This window comes from Ruegeria sp. BE3, from assembly GCF_056538865.1.
The window spans coordinates 1-23671 of the sequence record NZ_JBQFTW010000001.1; the positions used below are offsets into that span (position 1 = coordinate 1).

At 53.9% G+C, this 23671-nt stretch carries 22 protein-coding genes and 2 pseudogenes; 12 read left to right on the forward strand and 12 right to left on the reverse strand.

What is annotated here, in order from left to right:
- Window positions 1-220: 220 nt before the first annotated feature.
- Entirely contained in the window at window positions 221-1168 is a 948-nt protein-coding gene (locus ACR0AZ_RS00005; RefSeq protein ID WP_480666464.1) for a DMT family transporter, read from the reverse strand.
- A 592-nt stretch (window positions 1169-1760) separates the two neighbouring features.
- Entirely contained in the window at window positions 1761-2174 is a 414-nt protein-coding gene (locus ACR0AZ_RS00010; RefSeq protein WP_480468876.1) for an ester cyclase, read from the reverse strand.
- 154 nt (window positions 2175-2328) lie between these two features.
- On the opposite strand from ACR0AZ_RS00010, the gene ACR0AZ_RS00015 reads away from it, so the two are divergent.
- The 4 genes and pseudogenes from ACR0AZ_RS00015 (at window position 2329) to ACR0AZ_RS00030 (ending at window position 7489) form a co-directional block, all read left to right on the forward strand.
- Entirely contained in the window at window positions 2329-4917 is a 2589-nt protein-coding gene (locus tag ACR0AZ_RS00015) for a GAF domain-containing protein (protein WP_480468877.1), read from the forward strand.
- Between the two features lie 629 nt (window positions 4918-5546).
- A pseudogene (locus ACR0AZ_RS00020) lies at window positions 5547-5900 on the forward strand (c-type cytochrome); the annotation flags it as partial.
- Window positions 5901-6011: 111 nt separating this feature from the next.
- Complete coding sequence (locus tag ACR0AZ_RS00025) at window positions 6012-6488, forward strand: DUF411 domain-containing protein (RefSeq protein WP_480468878.1); 477 nt, start codon at window positions 6012-6014, stop codon at window positions 6486-6488.
- Between the two features lie 230 nt (window positions 6489-6718).
- Window positions 6719-7489, forward strand: a complete 771-nt coding sequence (locus ACR0AZ_RS00030) for a TIGR01458 family HAD-type hydrolase (protein ID WP_480468879.1) — start codon at window positions 6719-6721, stop codon at window positions 7487-7489.
- A gap of 225 nt (window positions 7490-7714) precedes the next feature.
- Here the strand turns inward: ACR0AZ_RS00030 and ACR0AZ_RS00035 are convergent.
- From ACR0AZ_RS00035 to aptA, 8 genes and pseudogenes are all read right to left on the reverse strand, one after another.
- Window positions 7715-7822: pseudogene (locus ACR0AZ_RS00035) on the reverse strand (integrase); the annotation flags it as partial.
- A 231-nt stretch (window positions 7823-8053) separates the two neighbouring features.
- On the reverse strand, window positions 8054-8464 hold the full coding sequence (locus ACR0AZ_RS00040; RefSeq protein WP_480468880.1) for a universal stress protein: 411 nt from the start codon (window positions 8462-8464) through the stop codon (window positions 8054-8056).
- 136 nt (window positions 8465-8600) lie between these two features.
- A complete protein-coding gene (locus ACR0AZ_RS00045) occupies window positions 8601-9893 on the reverse strand; it encodes a TRAP transporter large permease (protein WP_480468881.1) in 1293 nt (430 codons plus the stop codon).
- Window positions 9890-10504, reverse strand: coding sequence for a TRAP transporter small permease (locus ACR0AZ_RS00050; protein ID WP_480666465.1), 615 nt, complete (start codon window positions 10502-10504; stop codon window positions 9890-9892). The genes ACR0AZ_RS00045 and ACR0AZ_RS00050 overlap by 4 nt, the downstream gene beginning before the upstream one ends.
- Before the next feature lie 72 nt (window positions 10505-10576).
- On the reverse strand, window positions 10577-11596 hold the full coding sequence (gene dctP / locus ACR0AZ_RS00055) for a TRAP transporter substrate-binding protein DctP (RefSeq protein WP_480667131.1): 1020 nt from the start codon (window positions 11594-11596) through the stop codon (window positions 10577-10579).
- A gap of 74 nt (window positions 11597-11670) precedes the next feature.
- The gene (ald, locus tag ACR0AZ_RS00060; protein ID WP_480666466.1) at window positions 11671-12780 is read right to left on the reverse strand and encodes an alanine dehydrogenase; all 1110 of its coding nucleotides are present in this window, start codon (window positions 12778-12780) and stop codon (window positions 11671-11673) included.
- A gap of 25 nt (window positions 12781-12805) precedes the next feature.
- The gene (locus ACR0AZ_RS00065) at window positions 12806-14317 is read right to left on the reverse strand and encodes a CoA-acylating methylmalonate-semialdehyde dehydrogenase (protein ID WP_480468884.1); all 1512 of its coding nucleotides are present in this window, start codon (window positions 14315-14317) and stop codon (window positions 12806-12808) included.
- Between the two features lie 34 nt (window positions 14318-14351).
- Window positions 14352-15674 carry an omega-aminotransferase AptA gene (gene aptA, locus ACR0AZ_RS00070; RefSeq protein ID WP_480468885.1) on the reverse strand — a complete coding sequence of 441 codons (1323 nt, stop codon included), beginning with the start codon at window positions 15672-15674 and terminating at the stop codon, window positions 14352-14354.
- Between the two features lie 155 nt (window positions 15675-15829).
- Here aptA and ACR0AZ_RS00075 point away from each other — a divergent pair, with 155 nt between their 5' ends.
- Entirely contained in the window at window positions 15830-16384 is a 555-nt protein-coding gene (locus ACR0AZ_RS00075) for a cupin domain-containing protein (protein WP_480468886.1), read from the forward strand.
- A gap of 423 nt (window positions 16385-16807) precedes the next feature.
- On the opposite strand, the gene ACR0AZ_RS00080 is transcribed toward ACR0AZ_RS00075, so the two are convergent.
- Entirely contained in the window at window positions 16808-17020 is a 213-nt protein-coding gene (locus ACR0AZ_RS00080) for a hypothetical protein (RefSeq protein WP_480468887.1), read from the reverse strand.
- A gap of 86 nt (window positions 17021-17106) precedes the next feature.
- On the opposite strand from ACR0AZ_RS00080, the gene ACR0AZ_RS00085 reads away from it, so the two are divergent.
- From ACR0AZ_RS00085 to ACR0AZ_RS00095, 3 genes are all read left to right on the forward strand, one after another.
- Window positions 17107-17328: a helix-turn-helix domain-containing protein gene (locus tag ACR0AZ_RS00085; protein ID WP_480468888.1), complete on the forward strand. Its 222-nt coding sequence runs from the start codon at window positions 17107-17109 to the stop codon at window positions 17326-17328.
- Between the two features lie 413 nt (window positions 17329-17741).
- Complete coding sequence (locus ACR0AZ_RS00090) at window positions 17742-17879, forward strand: hypothetical protein (protein ID WP_480468889.1); 138 nt, start codon at window positions 17742-17744, stop codon at window positions 17877-17879.
- 71 nt (window positions 17880-17950) lie between these two features.
- Window positions 17951-18451: a hypothetical protein gene (locus tag ACR0AZ_RS00095; RefSeq protein ID WP_480468890.1), complete on the forward strand. Its 501-nt coding sequence runs from the start codon at window positions 17951-17953 to the stop codon at window positions 18449-18451.
- Between the two features lie 534 nt (window positions 18452-18985).
- Here ACR0AZ_RS00095 and ACR0AZ_RS00100 read toward each other — a convergent pair.
- Window positions 18986-19627, reverse strand: coding sequence for a TetR family transcriptional regulator C-terminal domain-containing protein (locus tag ACR0AZ_RS00100; RefSeq protein ID WP_480468891.1), 642 nt, complete (start codon window positions 19625-19627; stop codon window positions 18986-18988).
- Window positions 19628-19817: 190 nt separating this feature from the next.
- On the opposite strand from ACR0AZ_RS00100, the gene ACR0AZ_RS00105 reads away from it, so the two are divergent.
- The 4 genes from ACR0AZ_RS00105 to ACR0AZ_RS00120 are packed head-to-tail and all read left to right on the forward strand — an operon-like array spanning window position 19818 to window position 23660.
- Window positions 19818-20681: an ABC transporter permease gene (locus tag ACR0AZ_RS00105; RefSeq protein ID WP_480468892.1), complete on the forward strand. Its 864-nt coding sequence runs from the start codon at window positions 19818-19820 to the stop codon at window positions 20679-20681.
- A complete protein-coding gene (locus ACR0AZ_RS00110; RefSeq protein WP_480468893.1) occupies window positions 20678-21472 on the forward strand; it encodes an ABC transporter permease in 795 nt (264 codons plus the stop codon). Before ACR0AZ_RS00105 ends, ACR0AZ_RS00110 begins: the two co-directional genes overlap by 4 nt.
- A gap of 20 nt (window positions 21473-21492) precedes the next feature.
- Entirely contained in the window at window positions 21493-22608 is a 1116-nt protein-coding gene (locus tag ACR0AZ_RS00115; RefSeq protein ID WP_480468894.1) for an ABC transporter ATP-binding protein, read from the forward strand.
- Window positions 22605-23660, forward strand: coding sequence for an ABC transporter substrate-binding protein (locus tag ACR0AZ_RS00120; RefSeq protein WP_480468895.1), 1056 nt, complete (start codon window positions 22605-22607; stop codon window positions 23658-23660). The genes ACR0AZ_RS00115 and ACR0AZ_RS00120 overlap by 4 nt, the downstream gene beginning before the upstream one ends.
- Window positions 23661-23671: the final 11 nt, after the last annotated feature.

Here is a 23671-nt window from a genome sequence, read left to right on the forward strand (position 1 = left end):
GGATCGTTGCCTCGGTTCGATTGATAACAGCCGTCGAAGGTGACGATTTCGTCACCGTGGGTACGCTCACGATACCAGAAATCGGTGCCTTCCCGCTGGTTTGCGAAGGGCCGTAGCCGTCCGATAATGCGCAATGTTCGAAGATCAGCTCGGCGGAAGCGATCATCTTAGATTCTGCTTTGCTCAAAAGTCGTAAAATGGGCCGCGAGCGCGCGTAGCCTTAGATTGGAGGAGCTGCGCGCTCTGTGACCAACTGTCTGGCTGCGACCCTTTCGCGATGTATCATGTACAGCCCTGCACCGATGATGATGCCAATACCAATTAGGCTAAGCGTGTTAGGAAAGTCTTTGAAAACAAGATAACCGAACAAAGTCGCTACCGGCAGCTCAAAGTACTGAAGTGGGGCCAGTGTGGCAGAAGGCGCGAAGGAAAGAGCATATGTCATCATCATGTGGCTCACAGTCGCAAAAAAACCAGCCCCGAAAAGCCACAGAAACGCGATTTCTGTCGGCCAAACAAGATCAAAAAGCTCGGAGCCAGAACCCTGCGCAACCATTAAGGTCGGAATACAAAACAAACTGGCAATCAGGCCAGTGTGGAATTGTAGAGCCACGGGGTGCATCCGTCGCGACAATCCCCGCGTTATAAGAATGTAGAAAGCGAAAGCGAATGCCGTACCTAGCGGAATTAGTGCGACGCTGCCAAAGGCCGCGAAACTAGGTTGGATGACGAACAATACACCAACAAACCCCACAAGAGCTGCCCCGACACGACGAGGACCGACGTCTTCACCAAGATAAAACTTGCCGACCAACAGGACAATAAACGGGGCTACAAACACAATTGCCAACGCATCGGCAAGTGGCATTACTCGGATTGCCGCAATGAAGCAAAAGGTCGCGAACAGCAAAAGTAACGATCGGAATACAATTACCAACAACGCGCCGCGCGCCACACGCAGTGAAAGTCCCATTACCAAGACAAACGGAGCCATGAGCGCGCACTGCACTACAAAGCGAGCAGCCGTTATCTGCCCAACTGGCACACTGGCCGACGCGAGTTTTGCAGCAACATCCAGCAAAGGAGCAGTCAGGCAAAATCCAAGCATCAGCGCAACGCCAGCAAGGGTGCGATCCGTAGATTGAGTCATGGAATCAGCAGAGGTCATCCCACTATCTAGGAATGTCGCCAAACGCGTGTCTGTTCTCAATGCGACGCCAGGCAAAAGTCCCGCAATACGCGAGTTCTGGTAGGGTTTGAATTTTTTGCGCCCGCAGCGAACGGAAGGTTCAACGGGCCGCACAGCAGCATCAGATGGCCGGGTTCAAGGTCTGCTATGGGCCGTCACAATCGAAACGATTTGAGCCTCTCAAAACTAGTTTCGAACTGCAACAGAGACCCGCAGCGAGGCCAAGCTGATTAATACCGAGGGACGGCTGAACTTCAGCTTCAGCAGTACTCAGGTACTTCGCCTTTCTGGATCATTACATGCAACAAATGAGATCTGACGCCTGGCCAGTCTAAATGGTGATGATGAAGATCGTCAGCTCCTAGGCTGGTGATCACTGGTACCACCGAGTGTATCTAGTTGGCGCTGACGCCAGACACGGTGTGTTCGCAACTTTTGGAATCCGTTGTTCTTTTTACACGTCTATAAATCAACCAAAAGACAGGGCAGCTTGGGAAGCGCTCGTGGCAAGCGCTTCACTCATTTTAATAAGAATAATTCATGAGCTGATGTGATCACAAGCGCGAAATGTTCAACCCCAACCCAGTTGCTTTAGCGCGTTTGCGTCGTTCCAAACTTTGGTCATATGGGTGATCTTTCCGCCAGCGAACTCTAAGGCATAAACATAGTCGGAAGCGACAGTCGCGCCCGTTGGGGGCACAGGGCCACCTTCGCCGGATTGCGTTCCGTGAAAGACTGCAAAGGCCAATACGACGTCTCGTTCGTTATCTTGGGCGAAGCCTTTCAATTCGTATTTCCCGTCGGGGATTGGCGTCAGTAAGCCCTTCATCCATTCCGCATAGGCTTGAACCGTGTGAACATCCGCCAAGGCGTCTGACTGGCAGGAGAAGCTGGCATTAGTTTCGCAGTAAGGCGCGCAGCTATCCCAGCCCTGGCCTGTTTCGCAGGCTTCGAAGAATGCCTTAGCGTTTTTGGTCATACTCATCTGGTTGTCTCCTTTGTCTGAACGCCGAGAACGATCTCCGCGTCTTCGTAGACTAAACATGAACAACGACAGGCTCCGGCGATATCGTCCAGATGAACCACTTGATGCAGGAGGGATGTAGGGTATCCTCCTCCTACATTTGTACGGGGGTATAATGTCCGAACAGATCGAAGAGGTTGAAACGCTTTCCAAGCGAGAGCAAGAAGTCGCCGCTGCCTATGCTAATGGTGCAAGCTATAAGGAAATCGCTCGCGATCTCGGCATCTCACCCACCACCGTCAGATCTCATCTTCGCACCGTTTACAGCAAGCTGAATATCACATCGAAAATTGCGCTGGCAAAATTACTGGTCGATCCGGCGGGGCCAGTTGCAAATGCTGACGAGGTCGCGCTGAAGGCCGATCTGGCGCTTGAACTTGATGACGCAATGCGCCGCGAGCGAATGATGGCGGATGTTCTGAACCTTATCAACCGCCGCGACACCATATTGGAAGAAGTGCTTGATGCTCTTCTCGAGTACGCGCTCGACATTTGTGAAGCTGAATTTGGGGTCCTCTTTGAGCATCACGGCGATTTGGCCTTCAGCGAGATGCGCTCGCTCGGAATCACAAAGGGGTTCAGTGACTGGTTCGCCGAACAGGGCGTATTCACCCCTTCCTCCACCACTGTACTCGGACGGATGGCGGTCAGCCGCGAAGTTGTGAACGTTGTGGACGTTACGGCTGAAGATCCGGCCATTCAGAACACGCCCCTGAGAATCGCTACGAGAGAGCTGGGCAAAGCCCGGTCCTTCGCCGCAATCCCTATCATTTCGGGCGATCAGTTGATCGGTGCTTTCACAGTCTATCGAACCCGTTTGCATCCATTCAATGACCGAGCACTGGAGTTGGCCCAGGCCTTTGCCGATCAAGCCGCAGTTGCAATTGAAAACGCGCGCCAGATTAGCGCGATGGAGTCACGACTTGCTCAGGCCGCCGCAACCCGCGAAATCCTTGATGCGATCAGCAACGCCAGCGATGATGAAAGCCCCGTATTTGACGCTATTCTCAAAAATGCTCGAAAACTTTGCGAAGCACCGTTCGCGGCGCTGATCCTGGGTCGCGAAGCGGATGAGTTTCAGACCATGATCGCCCATCATGGAGCTATTCAAAGCACAGAGGACATCTACGCCCAAAAACGGGTTCCAATGGATCCCGAAAAATCTTTCGCAGCCCGTGCAATCATTGAAAAACGCCCGATCCACCTTCCTAATATGAAGGACACAGATGAATATCGGGCAGGCGTGCCAAATATTGTAGAGGTTTGCGATCTTCAGGGCATTCGCACAAATCTATTTGTGCCTCTGATCAAGGACGGCGAGGGGATCGGTTGCTTTATCATCTTCCGGCACGAAGTCCGTCCATATTCGGATGAACAAATCGCCTTGGTAGAAACTTTTGCCGCACAGGCGGTTATTGCCCTGGAAAATGTGCGCCAGTTTCGAGAACTTCGCGACAGGTTGGAACGTTCTTTTGCAACGCGCGAAATTATGGAAATGATGAGCCGTGTGCGAGAAGACGAACAACCGATCTTCGAGGCCATACTCGATAATGCGACCCGACTATGTGGGGCTCCGAATGCATCATTGATCCTGGGCCGAGAAGGCGATGCTGCGCAGGTTATGGCTGCGAACCGCGGCTCGACACCTGAGACGCTCGCCCACTATCATAGTGGCGCGGTTCCAATGGACCCGGCAGACTCATTGGTTGCGCAGGCGATAGTTGAGCAGCGCACGATCCTGATTGACGACATGCGAGAGACAGAAGGGTATCGTTCCGGCCATGACCGCTATGTCATGCTCGTTGAACGACAGGGCATCCGTACCAACCTCTTCGTTCCTCTTTTGAGTCCTGACGGTGGCGTCGGCTGCTTTATTCTCTGGAAGACAGAAAAGGAACCGTTCACTGCTAGCCAAATATCCCTGGTTGAGACATTCGCCGCACAGGCCGCCGTCGCGCTTGAAAATGTGCGTCAGTACAAGGCGCTCGAATCGCGCACCGCTGAGGTTCAATCTTTGAATACTTCGCTTGAGGCGAAGGTTGCGGAGCAGGTTGATGAGATCGCGCGGATCGGCCGACTAAAACAGTTCCTCTCTCCGGCCGTAGCCGAGACCTTTGTATCTTCGGGAAATGAACAAGGTCTATCCTCCCATCGTGCACTGATCGCCACGTTGTTCTGCGATATTCGAGGCTTTACGGCCTTTTGTGAGACTGCAGAACCGGAAGAAACCATTGAGGTCTTGCAAGCATATCACGAGCAAATGGGTGTGTTGATATCAGAATATGGCGGTGGCGTTGATAAACGAATGGGCGACGGGATTATGGTTATCTTTAACGATCCGCTGCCATGCGACGACCCCGCCGGAGATGCGGTCCGGCTCGCTATAGCTATGCGGGCGAAAATGCGCGAGCTCGCAGCGAAATGGAAGAAGCTTGGCCACCGGCTAGGGTTCGGAGTAGGAGTTTCAATGGGTTACGCGACGGTTGGCATGGTCGGCTCCGCCGGACGATTCGACTACACGGCGTCTGGAACCGCTGTGAACGCTGCCGCTCGCCTCTGCGATATCGCCAAAGATGGAGAGATTCTGATCTCACCACGCGCTTGGGCCGCAGTCGAAGATGACATTGAAGCGGAAAGCCGTGGCGCAGTTGAAATGAAAGGCATCCGCGAACCGATGGAAGTGTTCGCAGTTTCGGACCAGTGACCAACGCCACCTAGCATCACCACCGACCGCAAAAGCACTCATTTTCTCTCAGCAATGTTCGCCCAAGCCACTGTATGTCCAATCCTTGGTGGTTACGTTGAGCCAGAAACCGTATCTTATCAGATACCCGGCAGATCAGGAGTGAGATGCTGTTAGATTTTTCAACAATTGGCTCGTATTTATGAGAGGTTTAATCGCTGCCAGCGTTGGCGAAAGCGGTTGCTGACGCAATCAAGTTGAACGGTGGCATCAATACGCAGCCTGCGAGGCTGGGAGTAACCAAATTTCGCTACTGCAGCGAATGTTTCCTCCGACGGACCGCACCGCAGCGGCGATACTCGCTGTCCAATGGCGGGATTGGGCCGTCATCTTCAGCCCCGTTTCACCCCATCTACAATATGCTGCGCCCGCTCCGGGGTCGTCTTTGAGCCCTTCTATATCGACGCTACGCCTCGTATGGACGGCTATCGCGACCTATCTGATGAACGAACATGAAGGGAGATGAGGCAATGAAAACCAGAACAATCTGTGCATTTGCCTTGGTCGGTTTTGTCGTCATCGCTACTGCGGTCGCCTGACTCGCGCCTTCAGGCACACAGACTAAACCGCCAGAGCAACCGAAAGAGTTCGATGTTGAGGAAGGTTCGGTGCTTTATGTCGAGTTCTGCGCGTCCTGCCACGGTGCCGATCTGGAAGGGCAGCCCAACTGGCGTGCTCCGAATGATGACGGCACAATGCCTGCACCGCCGCGTGACGAGACCGGCCATACCTGGCACCACGGGGATGCGCTGTTGTTTGACTACACCAAACAGGGTGGTGATGCGGCGTTGGAAGCCCGCGGCGTGTCCGATTTTGCCAGTGGCATGCCGGGATTTGGCGATAGCCTGAGCGACCAGCAGATCTGGGACATCCTGGCATATATCAAATCCACCTGGCCTGAGCGCATCCGCGAGATGCAGGCGGTACGCACCGAAAGCGAATAGATGCTGGGCGGCTCATGATTGCCCGCTTGACACATATCATGACACTTGCCCGCGGTTTCGGTCACAAGATCCAAAGTCACACCGCAGCCGCGAACACGGAAAGGAATTGACATGACCACCCCGACACTCGACCGCCGCTTTTTCCTGGCTGGCCTTGGTGCCTCCGGCACTGCTCTGGTCACGCCGGCTTTGGCAACGACTAAACCGCTGGTGCAGGTCCTCAAGGATCCCACCTGCGGGTGCTGCGGCGCCTGGATTGACATCATGCAACGCGAAGGATTCGAGGTGGAGGTGCAGAACGCATCTTGGGAGACCTTGTCGCAATATAAAACCACCAAGGGTATCCCGGATGAGATGGCCTCCTGCCATACTGGCCTGGTCGAGGGATACGTCATCGAAGGCCATGTGCCGCCAACCGATATCCGGCGCCTTCTGGCCGAGCGCCCTGATGCAGTGGGGCTGTCCGTGCCCGGCATGCCCTACGGCTCGCCCGGTATGGGGCCGGAGAGCGAACGGGAGGCCTATTCGGTCTTCCTGATCCGCAAGGTTGGCGCAACAAAAGTGTTCAATCACTACGAGGCATCGTGATCGGCGATGTTTGTGTCAAACGCAAAATGAATTGCGTTCGTTTAGGTTACCTTTGCAGTCGCAGTGAATGGCAGCAATGTGGGTAGCGATTGCAGCAACTGAAGAGCGGGTACAAGGTCGGCTTTGGGCCATGGATACCATCGATGCGGAGACAATTTTCAACCGAGTTCGCGCTCGATTGGGTCTTCTGCTTGATTAAAGCAGAAGACCTGCACTAGCATTGAGGTATCATGGCTAATGGTCTTCTCCTTGATATATCGGGTGTTCTTTACAACGGAACGCAAGTGATCTCGGGTGCCAAGGAAGCAGTGGTTCGATGCAGAACGGAAGAGACCCCAATCCGTTTTCTCACAAACACCACTCGCAGACCCAAGCGGCTAATTGTCGAAAGACTGAATCAATTCGGCTTTGCGGTCGACACGAACGAAGTCATCACTCCTTCTCAGGTTGCATGTGACTGGTTGAATCAAAACGGGTATTCTCCTCACTTTTTGGTGCATCCAGATCTGAACGAAGACTTCGACAAAGTCGTTTCGGGAAAACCTGTCGCTGTGGTCGTAGCTGATGCGGGACCGTACTTTGACTTCGAAAGCCTAAATGCAGCGTTTCGCAATCTTGACCAAGGTGCCCCGTTCTTGGCGCTTGCAGCGAACCGCGTGTTTCGCGATGCCGACGGAGCACTTAGCCTTGATGCCGGAGCTTTCGTCCATGGCCTTGAATACGCGGCTCAAGTTGAAGCTCTTGTCCTTGGAAAGCCATCAGCAACGTTTTTCCAAGCAGCTTCAGACAGCATGGGACTGCCTCTCGCGGAAGTCATCATGATAGGCGATGACGCTGAAAACGACGTCGCTGGAGCGCTAAGAGCGGGTGTTGGCAAAGCCATTCTGGTACGCACCGGTAAGTATTGTCCTGGCGAGGAAAAGCGATACGACCCAGCACCTTCCTTCGTGGCAGATGACATATCCGAGGCAGTTGATTGGGTTATGGTGGGTGGGATTTAACGCCCTCTGAGTTGCGCGTTGCATGAGTTCCGCCAGCCTCCGATTTTCCGCTCGCAACAAACGGCAGGTTTGACGGGCCGCACCGCAGCTTCGAAGTTGCCCACTGGACGGCAGGATTGGGCCGTCCTAACCGAGGCCTGTCGTCAAAATATTTCACATGCAGCGCTTGGCCATATTGAAGAGAGCGAGGTCGCGATTGTTCTCTGCGAGCTATAATCTTACTCAAATTGCCCAGACGTGTTTGGGTTTTAACGGCCGTTTCTGACCGACGATGCGTCCCTTGTTCCAAGCTGGGCGAAGCGCGCGAAAGGCAGGTAAGTTTGGTGTTTCCATAACTGATCCTCCGATCCGCCATGCCCGCCCACAACGACAACCCGACGTTGACGAAAGAGGATATCACAAGATGCCGCGTTGCCGCCGAGGTCGGCGGTGAGCCCTACCTCTCAAATGTCGCAAAGTGAAATTCTGGTAGTTGCGTCAATAGCAGACCTTGGTCGCAGTGTGACGTGCTCATCACCGCAGATTTCAAAGGACAGAGTTACTGACACGCTGCGGGCGCCAGAGTCACAGACGGAGTACATGCACCGAACACTGAGCGTGTCGAACGACGAGAGCGGCTGTTGAACCCAAAAAGAACTCTTTCATCCCAGGTTTGTGCGAAGCAAGGACGATACAATCGATGCCATGTTTGTTTGCATACTCGGTGATCGCTCTCCCTGCCGATTGACTCTCTATCAAGACAGAAGAAATCTCAGTTTCGTTTTTTAAGCGCTCGGCTAAACGCGCCTTTGCTTTTTGGAGAGATTTTTCTGCGATCCCTTCATCCATATAGTACATTATCTGTCTGTTTGGGGGCTCATGGATGTGCGCGGCAGTGATTTTTCCACCTTCCGACACAAGGGCGTGTGCCGCTGAAAGTGCGTGATCACTGATGCCGTGTTCCAGAGACAGCGCGACTAGGATGTTTTTGTACATTTCGAACCTCTGTTTTTAGATTCCGGTTTTCTGCTGTGAACCAGTCTCTCCAACGTCTTCTTTGGGAGATCAGGCACCCCAACCGTAAGAATGGGGTGCGTACTGTTCCGTCTTGGGCTTTTGCGCTTTCCGTCCATTATCTGCTGAGCAGGAGGTCAGGTAGGAAGAGGGCCAACTCTGGTACAAAAGTTGTCAGCATCAGCGTCGGAAGCCAGGCAAAGACTATGAAGATTAAAGTCGGCCACAGCATGCGCGAAACCGGCTCATCACAGACCTGAGCTCCAAGGTAGAGTAGTGGCGCAGTTGGAGGGGTGATGTTCGCCATTCCCAGATTCACGCCAATCACGGCCGCAAAATGGATCGGATCCATGCCGGTGCTCTGTGCGATGGGCAGTAGGATCGGTGTCGCCAGAAGTAGGCCCGAGATATCATCCATCAACATCCCGATCAGGATCATCACCACGTTGATCATCAGAAGGATGACAATCGGGTTGTCCGACACGGAATAGACCAGATCCTTGGCCAACTGAGGGGCGCCTTGCGAGATTAGGTTGTCCGACACGATCAGAACCATGAAGATCATGACCATGACCACGCCAATCGTAACACCGGAATTCTGGATCGTGTGTGCCAGTGTTTTCCAAGTCAGACCGCGGTAGAAGTAGATCGCGATCGGGATCGAGTAGACCACGGCGATACCGGCGGCTTCGGTCGGTGTCATGATACCGCCATAGATACCACCCAGAATGATCAGCGGCATCATCAGCGCAGGTCCGGCCAAACGTGCCTGTACTCCAAAGGTCGGTAAAAACGGTTTAGGACGTTCCGTCAGATCGATGTCGTCATACTTCCGCAGCATGAACTGATTGACCACAATCAGAAGCGTAATCAGGATGATCGCGGGAATGACCGTAGACAAAAAGCACTTCAGCACGTGCTGCTGTGCAACCCAGCCATAAAGAATGTGAGACGAACTCGGTGGGATCAACAGACCCAAGGGGCTGGCCGCCACGATCAGAGCTGCCGATTGCCCACCCGGATAGTTGGCCTTTTTCAGGTGGGGCATCATGATGCCGCCGATACAGGTCAGCGTTGCATTGGCACTACCGGAAATGGAGCCGAACACACCGCAGGCCAGCACTCCAGCAGCGCTCAATCCTCCTTTGATATGGCCAATGAACATTTCAGCCAGAGAGACAAGGGGGGCGGCGATTTTGCCTTTTTCCATGATGCCACCGGCGATCATGAAGAGTGGGATCGCCAGAAGTACAAGTGATCGGATACCTGTAGAACCGGTGGGCAAGTAACCGGTGATGGATTGATCTCCGACAAGGGCGATGAAAATCAAAACCGATCCGAATGCCACATAAACGCTGACGCCCAACAGCAACATAAAGCAGACGATTAGGAGACTTCCTCCGATGATCATTGGGTTTCTCCTTTTTGCATTTCTGATCTCAAGGGAAGCCCGAGCCCCTTGCGGATGTGTACGTACAAGTATGCCGCCGTGAACGTCGCCATGAGGCCAAAGGCAATCATGATCGCTATCCGCCAGGTCACAAATGGAATGCGCAGCACCGGGGTTGCGCGCAGCCGGGGGAATGAGAAGTCATCAAGCAGCGAGACGTAACAGGCGTACATGAGGAAAAGGATCACAAGCACCTCGACTGTCAGCACGACAAAGCCGCGCCACCAAATCAACCGAGGGTTTTGGATCACAATGCCAAGAATGTCCGCGTTGATGTGCAGGTTACGGGCAGAGGCCAGAACAGCACCTGCAAAAAAGCCGATGATGCTGATACCCAAAAGCCATTCTTCGTAGGCAAACAGATCACCGCCAAATCCATACCGGATGACAACAACTGCCCCAAATGTGAACGCCATCAGGAAACCGGCAAACATAACTATCTGCCTCATGACAAAAGCCACTGCTTTCAGCGGATACCCGACAATAACCGGCAACTCGTCAGTGATTTTTTGCGAGCTCTTCTTTTCTGCGCTTTCGACGACCAATGGACGTTCAACTTCTGAATTAGACATCTTTCTCCCTCCCTTTGTTGAGCTAAAGACCAAAAAAGGGCCAACTGATTTGCTGGCCCTTTTTCTAAGTGTTTATTGCTGTTCTTTAGCTGCCAGCAGGCGGTCGATGATGTCCTGACCGACGTTTTGTGCCATCGCTGGCCAGACCGTTTCCTGGACATGAGCGGCCATCGCAGCTTGTTCTTCGTCGCTCAGGCGCAGGATGGTGTAGCCTTTGTCGAGCAATTTCTGGCCGAACACTTCGTCATTCTCACGGTTATAGGCGAAGAAGTCTTCGGACGCCTTGGTCATCGCGGCTTGCAGCGCGGCGCGCTGTTCGTCGTTCAGCTTGTCGAGTGTCCGCTGCGACGCGTAAAAAGTCGTCAGTTCTGAGATTGAGTTGTACTCCACAAAGTGGGTGCCAACATCTGATTTGGCGAAGATGGAATAGGTCGCGGTCTTGGTGCAGCAGATTGCTCCATCGACAATGCCGGCCTGAAGCGCGGGGAAAATGTCACCCCATGCCATGGTGGTCGCCTGGTAACCCAGTTCTTCCACCATCGACTTCACGACGCTGGATGACCAGACGCGAATGTTCATGCCCTTGTCGTCAAAAGTATTCCAGTTCTGGGGCTCTTGCGACGAAACGATGCCGATGAACCCTTCCGGATTCTGCGCCATGACGCGCACGCCATATTCGTCGGTGATCTCTTGCAGGATGGTGTTGAACTCGGAATCCATGTTCAGAAGCGTGCTTTCCATGTCATCCCAGCCGCCCAGCAGGAACGGCATTGACAAGAATTCCAGGCGTGGATCGGTATCGGCATAGATGAACGCCGATGCCAGGTCGATATTGCCGCGGGCAACATCTTCAAACAGAGCTTCACCAGAACCCAACTGGTTTGCCGGAAAGACTTCTACAGTCAGTCCGACATCCGCAGCTGCAACATCCGCTGCGACCTGTTCCATCATTTTTGTGCCTTGGTGATCGATCGGGAAGACACCTGCAAAACGCAGTGTCATGTCTTCCGCTGCAGCGGTTGTCGAAAGCGCGGTTGCCGCAAGCAAAGCGGCACCACCGATCGCGCCGAGGGCGCGGCGGTTAATCTTCATAATCATTAAGGTTTCCTCCTCAGTGGTGTGCGTCCCTCCGCATTGCGTGCGGCGGGACATTTCTTTGCTTCAGTTCAGCAAAGTTCCGGGGCGATGAACTCGTATCCAAGGTCATCGGCCACAGCCTTGTACGTCACCTTTCCGTGGGCCACGTTCAGGCCGTTCATCAGATGGCGATTGTCTGCGAGCGCCTGCTTCCAGCCGTTGTTGGCAATAGCCAGAGCGTGCGGCAGCGTGACGTTGTTCAGTGCATAGGTCGAGGTTCGGGCGACTGCGCCCGGCATATTGGCGACGCAGTAATGAACCACATCGTCGACAACGTAGGTGGGCTCTGCGTGAGTGGTAGCTTTGGACGTTTCAAAGCAGCCGCCCTGGTCAATCGCCACGTCCACGACGACCGCACCGGGTTTCATTTTCGAGATCAGCTCGCGTGTGACTAGCTTGGGTGCAGCAGCACCCGGGATCAGTACAGCACCGACAACCAGATCGGCATTGGTGACTTCTTCCTCCAATGCGGCTTTGGTCGAATAGACAACCTTGGCGGACGCCTCGAAATGGTTCTCCAGCTTCTCAAGCACTGCCGGATTGCGGTCCAGAATGGTCACGTCCGCGTGCAAACCGACGGCCATTTGAGCAGCGTTGAACCCAACAACACCGCCGCCGATAACCACGACTTTGCCGGGCTTCACGCCGGGCACGCCGCCCAGCAATACGCCCAGACCGCCCTTTGCTTTCTCCAAAGCGCTGGCACCGGCCTGGATAGACATGCGACCGGCAACCTGGCTCATCGGTTTCAGCAGGGGCAGACCGCCATTGTCGTCGGTGACGGTTTCATAAGCGATGCATACAGCGCCCGAGTCGACCAGATCTTTGGTCTGTTCCGGGTCGGGGGCCAGATGCAGATAGGTATAGAGGATTTGACCTTCGCGCAGCATAGTGCGTTCAACGGCCTGAGGTTCCTTCACCTTCACAATCATCTCCGCATTGGCGAAGATATCCGCTGCGGTTTCGGCAATCTCCGCGCCAGCGGCACGATAGGCATCATCATCAGCCCCAATGCCTGTGCCGGCGTTGGTCTCGACGATGACGTTGTGACCATGAGAAACCAGTTCGGCTACGCTTTCAGGGGTCAGGCCAACACGGTACTCGTGGTTCTTGATTTCCTTGGGAACACCAATGAACATATTCTTCACTCCTTGGAACGGATGATCATTTTGCGGTTGGCATGACGAACTCGGCACCTTCCGAGATACTTTCGGGCCAGCGCTGCATGATGGATTTCTGCTTGGTGTAGAAACGCACACCCTCCTCGCCATAGGCGTGCATGTCGCCGAACAGGCTCTTCTTCCAGCCGCCAAAACCGTGCCAGGCCATCGGAACCGGGATCGGAACATTGACGCCGACCATGCCGACCTGAACCTGCTTGCCAAACTCACGTGCAGCATTGCCGTCGCGGGTGAACAACGACACGCCGTTGCCAAACTCGTGGTCGTTGATCAGTTGCAGGCCTTCGGCGAAGTTCGAGACGCGGACGCAGGACAGAACCGGGCCAAAGATCTCTTCCTTGTAGATCTTCATGTCGGGGGTGACGTTGTCGAACAGGGTGCCGCCCAGGAAATAGCCTTGCTCGTGGCCTGCGACGGTAAAGTCGCGGCCATCGACCAGCAGGTCAGCACCTTCTGCAACGCCAGAGTCGATGTAGCCCTTGATCCGGTCGCGCGCAGCAGCCGTCACGATCGGTCCCATCTCGGCGTCCAGCTCTAGGCCATTCTTGACCTTCAGAGTTTCGGCGCGCTCTTTCAGGACCGGCATTAACTTATCGGCAGCATCACCAACCAGCAGAGCAACCGAGATCGCCATGCAGCGTTCGCCTGCCGAGCCAAAGGCTGCGCCGATCAGGGCGTCCGCAGCCTTGTTCATGTCGGCATCGGGCATAACCAGCATGTGGTTCTTTGCGCCACCCAGAGCCTGAACGCGTTTGCCGTGCCGCGCGCCAACTTCATAGATGTAGTTCGCAATCGGGGTCGAACCGACGAAGGACACGGCCTTGACGTCGTCGTTCTCCAACAACGCATCCACGGCGACCTTGTCACCTTGTAAGACGTTGAACACACCATCGGGGAAACCGGCTTTCTGCATCAGATCCGCATACAGCAGCGCTGCGGACGGATCGGTCGGCGACGGCTTCAGGATAAAGGTATTGCCCGCGGCGATGGCGATCGGGAACATCCACATCGGCACCATGACCGGGAAGTTAAACGGCGTGATCCCGGCGACAACGCCCAATGCCTGACGCGTGGTCCAGTTGTCCATGCCAGTGGAAACCTGCTCCGTGTAATCGCCCTTGAGGAGTTGCGGAATACCGCAGGCAAACTCGATGATATCAATACCGCGCTCGACTTCACCTTGGGCGTCCGTGAACACCTTGCCATGTTCGACGGTGATGGCACGCGCCAGATCGTCTTTGTGCTCGCGCACCAGAGCCAGAAAGTTGTTCATAAGACGGGCGCGGCGGATCGGCGGTGTGTTCGACCAGTTCGGGAACGCTGCTTTTGCCGCGGCCACTGCGTCGTCGACTGTCTGGACGTTCGCCAGCGACACTTCGCCGGTTTGCACACCGGTTGCGGGATTGAAAACCGGCTGCGTATTCTCACCAGATGGAGCGGTGATTTGGCCATTAATGTAGTGGCCGATCAAAGCGATCGGGGATGCATCTTTCATGATGTCAGTCCTTTTTGGGGTTAGAAGTCAGGGGTTATGGCAGGTCAGCCAATACCTCTCCAAGTGTTTGACAGAGTGTCGCTATTTCGGGTTCCGAGATGATCAGTGGTGGAGATAAGGCAATGATGTCTCCGGTGACGCGGATCATTATTCCGGCGTCCCAGGCCCGCTTCATCGCGTCATAGCCCCTAGCACCTGGTGCGCCTTGTCGCGGCGCAAGCTCAACCGCGCCCACCAATCCCAGATTGCGGATATCGATGACATTCGGCAGGTCTTTGAGGCTGTGAAGCTGATCCTCCCAGGGCTGAGCCAGTAGAGCTGCTCGGCGGAACAGGTCGTTCTGTTCATAGCTCCTCAGAGTTGCCAACGCGGCGGCACAAGACACCGGATTGGCAGAGTAGGTATAGCCGTGGAACAGCTCAATTGGTGCGTCTGCGTTTGCCATCGCCGAGTCATATATCTTGTCGGATACGATGACCGCTCCCATCGGAATAACACCGTTGGTCAGGCCTTTGGCCGTCGTGATGATGTCCGGCTTCACATCAAAATACTCCGATGCTGTCGCCGCACCCAAGCGACCAAAGGCGGTGATGACCTCATCGAAGATCAGCAGAATGCCATGGCGGTCGCAGATTTCCCGTAGCCGCTTCAGATATCCTTTCGGCGGCAGAAGCACACCAGTGGATCCGGCCATCGGCTCAACGATCACTGCTGCAATGGTCGATGCATCGTGAAGCGCGACCAATCGTTCCAGATCATCCGCCAGCTCCGCACCGTGCTCCGGGCAGCCGCGTGAAAAGGCATTTTTTTCTGGATCATGCGTGTGGCGCAGATGATCCACTCCTGTAAGGAGTGTTCCGAAATGCATCCGGTTCTTCACGATACCGCCGACCGAGATACCGCCGAAACCGGTACCGTGGTAGCCACGCTCACGCCCGATCAAACGCGTGCGCGCGCCGTCACCGCGCATCCGGTGGTAATGCAGCGCGATCTTCAGCGCCGTATCGACGGACTCGGAGCCAGAGTTGGTGAAGAAGGCGTGGTTCATTCCCTCAGGCATTATCGCAGTCAGCTTTGTCGACAACTCAAACGCCTGAGGGTGGGAGAACTGAAAGTTCGGTGCGTAATCCAGCTCGTGCACCTGTTTTTGCACCGCTTCAACGATCAACGGATCACGGTGACCTGCATTGACGCACCACAATCCGGCAGTACCATCCATAACCTTCCGACCATCAGAACTGGTGTAATACATCCCCTCGGCAGCTTGGATCATTCGGGGCTCGCGAAGGAAATCACGATTGGCTGAAAACGGCATCCAGAACGATGACATTGTGTTGGGTTGATCGAGCACGTTCATTCCTCGTGAAGCAGATTTTCATTTGATGACAAATCCTTGCAGAGTTCAGGTCTTCCGCACACCCGGCTTTATTTTAATCTGTAAGTTATTGAAAAAAATCGTTGCGCCCTTAGAATGCTTTCGATCCGAAGCAAGAAATCACCAGAGTAACGGTTTTGTCATCAGATCTCGAAACAGCACGTCGTCTAAAGTTGATTCGGACGACCAAGGGCCTCAGTCAACGCGAAATGGCCAAACGCGCGGGAGTGGGTAGCGGAACGATTTCTCAAATCGAAAGTGGTTCAACTCAGCCTTCCGTGGCGCTGCTCAAAAAGATCCTTGCTGCAGTAGACGTAAATTTGGGTTTTTTCTTCAGTTTTGAATTGCAAAACGAGGAGTCGTTTTTTTACCCGCATGAAAGAATGCGCGACCTTGGATCCCCCGGTGTTTCATATTTGCTTGTCGCAGGAGAGCGCCGAGACAGAAAACTCCAGATGCTCATAGAAGAGTACGATGTCGGTGCCGACTCGGGTCGATCTGAACTGTCGCACGAAGGAGAGGAATGTGCGGTTGTGATAGAGGGCCGTCTTGAAGTGACGGTAGATGGGCAGTCCAGGGTTCTGGGCCCCGGGGACGCATACTACTTCTCAAGCATATTGCCACACAGGTTTCGAAATGCCGGAGATACGCCCTGCAAAGTTATTAGCGCATGCACTCCTTCGTCGTTCTGAATAAATGAAAGAGCTCTTTTGTGGGCTTTCTCAATATTTCGCGGGACGGTCAAATTCGATAACCGACTCAGAATGCAGAAATGAAATCGAAATTCACGATCAAGAGCCAATTGTCGCTTTTCTCACGCGATCCCAGACGGCGGGCTTTTTTGTTCTCGCGATTGCAGCGAATGTCCGGAATGCGGGCGCGGTTGCAGAAATCCAACGTAGTACTCAAAGTCGGCTAAGGGCCGTTGGTGCTAAACGATACCAAATCGATGTCGTTCGGAATTTGGCAAACGACGGCCTGTTGTCGGATCGAACAGTTTCCCGGTTTCGGTATACATAATCCTGGCTTGTTCGTTGATTTCTTCGACGCTTCCCCGAGCTTGCTGTGACCTCGCATCCCGGCACATCTTCACCGGTTCTCCGCGTACCCGTACCTCAAACAGAGTTCCATCTCTGCGGATCGCCCAGCCAAAAAAATGAAAGCTGTGCATTCAGTCTGGAAAGCGCGAGGTGGCGTCTGAACTTTGAACCGAGACCGGCGCCGGGCATGCTGTTGATTGCGGCTAGGCGGGATTTGGCAATCCTGCGTATCTCCGCAAATTGTTCTGAGTTGGCTTCGATCTTGCTGTCAGGGTACGCATCAAACATGTGAACATCCTCAGAATAAAGCCTTTCCCACGAAATGATACGATAAGTCCGTAGACGATTAGACATCTTTCTTGCCGTTTCAGGGGATGAGAAATCGGTTCACAGCAAATGATTTCGGGAACAACCTGAGATCTGCCCGCAAGGCGCAAGGCTACTCGCAGGAGAGCTTTGCCCACGCAGTGGATCTGGACCGTATATATATTGGTGGTTTTGAGCGCGGAGAGAGAAATCCCGGTCTCAATACCGTCATCAAAATAGCCGACGCTCTGAATCTTGATGTCGCGGACCTCTTCCGGTTGAAAGAATAAGCCGCACCTTCCTGGAGCCTACATATCTACACCGGCTTCCAAATGTAAATCAGCTGTTGCCAACTCCTCTTTCCCAGCACCTCTCCTGGTCTCAAAGACAGTTCAGTGCGGCAGTCCCGTGTTGTGGCCGTCTGAGCTCACAACGCATCGATGGCGTGACCGCCGCAAGGCATTTCCCTCGTCTAGAAACGTCTGTTTCACTACTTAAGCTAATAACAGAATTGAACATTCACGTAGAGCGCTCCTAACGTAAGTTAATAATCAAAACTAACATCGGAAATCAAGCATTTACGGGGTGTTTGGAGTCGGATTGGCTCTTGATTGCCCGACGGAGATGCCCCTAGGATCGGGGGTGTTGGAACGTTCGTTTCAACACCGGCGTAAAAGCCAGTCCCGGACGGAGGCCACGAGCCATGGATGCCAACAAAATGCGCCAGCAGATTGTGAAACTGCATCTCGGGATGGTTCAGATAACAATCACCGAGCTCGCCGAGAGCATCGGGCACGCAGACTGCTTCTGTTCTGCGCAGGGACTCACGATTGAAATTTGACTCGGTATTGACGCGATGCACAAGGCCGATGACTGTGAAGAACAGTGTAGCGGTGACTGCTAGGATACTTAATGAACTGGGACGAATTAGAAGCGAAGATCGCAATGGGTGACCGAGATGCGATGGCTCAGTATCTTGCAGCATCACTTTCACAAAACTTAACAAAAGCGGAGCTTCGACGTCGTTATAGTTTGGTCTGGGAAGCCGATCACGGCAATGACACAATGGTTCTTCGCAACCTGGCTATTATTGCCGCAGCGGCAGGTGAATTCAAGAAAACTGCTGCTCTAGCGCAGGATCTACTGCTAGAGTCCTTTTTTGCTGATGCCCTTCATTCCGCACTGGCGTTGAGAAACTATGGTAAGGATGAACAGCGAAGCCAGGCCGATGAAATAATTTCGCGCCTAGCAAGCCTCGGGCACATTAGATCACAAGTTCTGGTGCGCTCATTTTCTTCAGCTGAACAGGGCATATTCAAGAAGTTTGGTTTCCAAGTTTTCAGAATTTTCAAGATCCTTTATGCAACGGCATTGTTTGCCAAGAACCCAAATGATCCCCGAATTTCAGTTTAACTGGCAGTGCTCCAATCTCAATTTTGCCAGATGTCGGCTGAGGCCTAGTGGAATTGCCCTCGCTCAATACGGGAGTCGATCTATTGATTGGTCAAGATCCTGGCTAGATCGCACCGCCTTGCGCGTGCGGCCCTAATTTCCAAAAGCCGCCGTTGGTGCACGCGCAGCGAATAGCCGGAACGTCCGCACTACCAACTTTTAAGAACGCTACGGCGAACGGCGGCTCGCCGGATCATTGATACGCCGCTTCTATTCAGATTGTTGGTTCGGACTCTAGCAAAACCTAGAGCAACCGAGTGACGATTTGCTGTTCAAGGAGGAGCGGCGAGGCCTTCGATCGCTTCACTAAATGAAAGTAATTCATTCTGAAATTTTTGATCAGTCTACCGCGCCAATGTGATAAGAGTGTGTTGATAAAAAAAGGTTTTTCATGTGCGGATAGGTAATGTCAGATGGAGCGCCACAGTTTGTGGAACTGTGGTGCGTCAGGCGACACGGCCATTATTGTCACCAAATGACCTCTAGCCGCAGATTTCATTCGAACATCAAGGCGCCGGTCAGGTCAAAGTGCTTGGGGAACATCGCTCGTAAAAATCGGAACACAATTCTCATTGCCTCGTTACGATCAAATGAATCCGGATGGAGCAGGTAGTCGGTCCACATACCTTCCAGCATTGCGAGTGTGCCATGAGTTGCGTCGCGTGCGACCTGATTGGGGTCTTCGAGTTCAGCTTCTTTCGCAATGCGAGCGAAAGCGTTGAAAACCAGATTTCGAAGCTTTGCATCGCGCGTATCTGAGAAGGCAGCGATTGCGGCTCTGTTTCGGGCCTCACCTCGAAATGCATACCAAATGGAGACATTCTTCTTGTTGAGGATGGTTTCGCTCAAATCACCCCGAACAATCATCTCGATATGTTCCTGGCCAGTTTGTCCGGTTGTTTCCAGCAAAGAGTTGATGCCACTGTAGTATTGTTCGGACGAGTGACGGGCAGCTGCATCCACGAGGTTGTCTTTGCCGCCGAAATGAAGGTGAATCATGCCGCGGGATAACTCGGCACGTTGAATGATTTCACTGACTGAGGTCTCGGAAATTCCCTTCTCGGCAACCGAGTCGAGTACTGCCTCGATCAGAGATAGGCGGTTCCGTTCACGAATTTCTTGGCGTCTTCCAGTCATTTGGTCAGGCGGTTCTGTTTGTTTTCAGTCTCTTGCGGTGCCTTCTAGCGGTTCATGCGAAATTGGCCAGCTCCGCTTGTGAAAATATCAGTTGACACAGCCAGTCCGAAAATTCCAGATTTAAATGGACGATTGTCCATTTTGTGATGAATGTCGTTGTGCCACCGAAAACAAAGTTCAGCAGGGAAGTATGGCCGGAGTCATAAGAAGTGAAACGGGCAAGGGCCTGGCACTGAGCGCACCTGCGACGCTCTATGTCGGCCTGCTTGTGGCCGTGCCTCTTTGTATTCTTGTCGCCTACAGCTTTTGGACCCAGACCTATGTCGAGATTGACCGGACACTGACCTGGGCGAATTACCAAGAGGCGTTCACTGACCCCTTGGTTCGGCACCTGATGATCCGGTCGGTTGCGATTGCGGGTGCGGTGACGCTGGCGACCGTCTGTCTGGCCTATCCGATTGCTTATTTCATCGCGTTTCGGACGCAAAAGAAGACGCTTTGGCTATTGCTGATCACCATTCCGTTTTGGAGCAGCTATCTGCTGCGGGTGTTCAGTTGGAAGCTGATCCTCGGCTTTAACGGTGTGATGAACTCGGCTTTGATTTCTCTGGGGCTGATACAGGAACCGCTGACATTTCTACTCTATAACGAATTCGCCGTTGTCTTGACGCTCGCCCACGCCTGGGCGCCATTTGCGATCCTGCCGATTTATGTGTCGCTGCAAAAGATCGACCGTAGCCTTTTGGAAGCCGCAACCGACCTTGGCTGCAGCAAACTCGAAAGGTTTGTCCGCGTGACTTTGCCCCTGACAGTGCCGGGGATCATCGCGGCTTGTCTGATTATTTTCATCCCTACGGTGGGGGATTACGTCACCCCGGCTCTGGTCGGCGGATCGCAGGGCAAAATGGTGGCCAATTTGATTCAGGTGCAATTCGGTGCCGCCAATAACTGGCCGTTGGGTGCAACGCTATCTCTGCTTGCCATGCTTTCGGTCGGCTGCGTCGCAATCCTGTTCGTGGTGGTCGTCACCGCACTGGGGCGGAGGATCCGATGAGCAAGGCATTTCGTATCCCTTGGCTGCTTGTCTATGCAGTCGCTTACCTGGTGTTTCTCTATCTGCCGGTTCTGCTTTTGCCGCTGTTTTCGTTTAACGACGGAACCATCGTGGCCTTCCCGCTCAAAGGGTTCACGCTGAAGTGGTACGCGCAGTTGGGTCAGCAGGACACGCTGCTACAGGCGATGGTGAATTCGCTGATCGTCGGGTGTGTGACCGCTCTGATGGCAACGTCTTTGGGGCTGTTCGCCGCGCGGGCCTATGTTCGATACCGTTTCGCGGGACGGGAAGTGTCCGAAGGGCTGGTCATGCTCCCGCTGGTCATCCCCGGCATCATTGTTGCAAGTTCGATGTTGGTTCTCTTCATAAGTATCGGGTTGAAACCATCGCTGACAACCGTGATCCTTGGCCATGTTTTTGTGGCGCTGCCCTTTGCAGTTTCGATCATGAAATCCGCTTTTGACGATTTTGACCAGTCTCTGGAAGAAGCTGCCTTCGACCTTGGCGAAAGCGTTGTGGGAACATTTCGGCGCGTGACCCTGCCAATTGTTGCACCCGGCATCATTGCCAGCCTGCTGGTGACATTCACCGTGTCTTTTGACGAGTTCGTGCTGGCCTTTTTCCTGTCCGGCAACAGCCCGACATTGCCGGTTTATATCTGGAGCCAGATCCGCTTCCCGGCAAAACTGCCCAACACACTGGCACTGGGGTCGCTGCTTTTGATGTCCTCAGTCCTGCTGTTGTTGATTGCTGAGTATTTCCGCCGCCGTTCCACACAATCCTCGGATTGAAGCCAAAGGAAACGAATATGATGAGCGAACAGAACATCATCGAAATTCAGGGCGTCGAAAAACGCTTTGGCTCCTTTGTGGCTGTGTCCGATCTGAACCTCACGTTGAAAGAGGGTGAGTTCTTTTCGCTGCTTGGTCCTTCGGGCTGCGGAAAGACAACGGCTTTGCGTATCATTGCAGGTTTTCAGGATCACGAAGAGGGCGAGATTCGGATCGATGGTCGGACGATGGGAGAGGTGCCTGCTAACAAACGTCCCACCAATATGGTGTTTCAAAGTTATGCAATCTTTCCGCACCTGAATGTTGGCGACAATGTCGGGTTCGGCTTGCGCAAGACAAAGCTCTCGCGCAAGGAAATCAACGAGCGCGTCGCCGAAGCGCTTGAGATGGTCGAGCTTGGCGGCTTGCAGGACCGCAAGGCTAATGAGCTGTCTGGCGGCCAGCGCCAGCGTGTGGCGCTCGCTCGTGCGCTGGTTATGCGGCCGAAGGTGCTGCTGTTGGATGAGCCCCTTTCCGCGTTGGACAAGAACCTGCGCGAAGCCATGCAGCTGGAAATGCGCCGCCTTCAGCAAAAGCTTGGAATTACCTTCGTGATGGTCACGCATGACCAGTACGAGGCGATGACCATGTCTGATCGGATCGGTGTCATGTTCGCCGGACAGCTCAAGCAGGTCGACAAGCCGGAGGTCCTGTATTCTCAGCCATGTAATCGCGAAGTGGCGTCTTTCATCGGCGGAATGAACTTTCTGAATGCTGAGGTGACGGCTGAGAATTCGGAAGCGTTGGAAGTAGATGTTCAGGGTTTTGGCCGGATGACGATCGGGGTGAACCCCAATGTTCAGGTGCATGACAAGGAACTGCTGGTCGGCGTTCGGCCCGAGCAATTGGAGATCAGCGCGAAACAGCCGGATGGGTATGACGCTTATGTACAGGGCGAGGTGTCGGACGTCGCCTTCTATGGTGAGAGCGTCCACTATTACGTGCGTATTGACGGAATGCCCGAAAGCATCGCCGTCGCAGTACCAAACTACTTTCACACAGTCGATCACACCCGAGGCGATACCGTCTGGCTTGGCGTTCAAAGCGCCTCGGTAATCGACTTAGGCAAACGAGAATCTTTGGGAGGAGACACATGAATAAAACAGCATCACTTACGGCAGCAGTCATTGCCACCTTTACCGCCAACCAAGCGCTGGCCAATGCAGCCGATCTGACCGTCTTTGACTGGTCCGGATATGAGGATCAGGGCTTCTACGGCGATTATGTCGAAAAATACGGCGGCGCACCCAGCTATACCTATTTCGGCAGCGTGGAAGAGGCGTTTACCAAGCTTCAATCCGGGTTTGAGGCTGATCTGGCCCATCCCTGCACAGACGCGCTGAGAAAGTGGGTTGCGGCAGATATGCTCAAACCGATCGACACCAGCAAGCTGGCAAACTGGGACAAGCTGATGCCCAAGATCAAAGAGGTCGACGGCATCACGATTGACGGGCAGACCTACATGGTGCCGTTCGAGTGGGGCAACACGGGTCTGATCTATCGCACCGATATGATTTCGGCGGATGATGTATCGCTGCAATTGCTGATGGACCCTGCCTATCAGGGCAAAGTTGCCATTCCGGACGCCGCCTCCAGCGCCTTTGCCATGGCCGCGCTGGCAACCGGTGCCTCCAGCTATACCGATATGAGCGACGAGGAATTCCAGAAAGCGGCGGATTACCTGCGTGCCATACACCCCAATATTCGCTTTTATTGGTCTGATGCGGGTCAGTTGGATCAGGCAATCGCCAGCGGAGAGGTTACGCTGGGTTGGGGTTGGAACCAATCAGAGCTGAACCTGATCTGGAATGAGACGCCCGCGGTCATGATGCGCGATGTGGATAAGGGCATTGCCACGTGGGTGTGTGGCTATGTGCATTTGAAGTCCTCCAAACAATCCGACGAGCAGGTCTATGACATGCTGAACGCGCTCAGCTCTGCTGCAAGCGGCAAATACATCATCGAAAGCTGGGGGTATGCCCATTCCAACGAGGACGCGTTTGCGCAGGCGGATCCAGCGCTGATCGAAACCTATGGGTTCTCGGACGTTGACAGCTTCTTTGACGGCAGCCTGTTCTTCGACGCGGTAAACCCCGAGCTTGAAGCCAAGATGTTGAAGGAGTTCGAACGCATCAAAGCAGGCTTCTAAAAACACCTTAA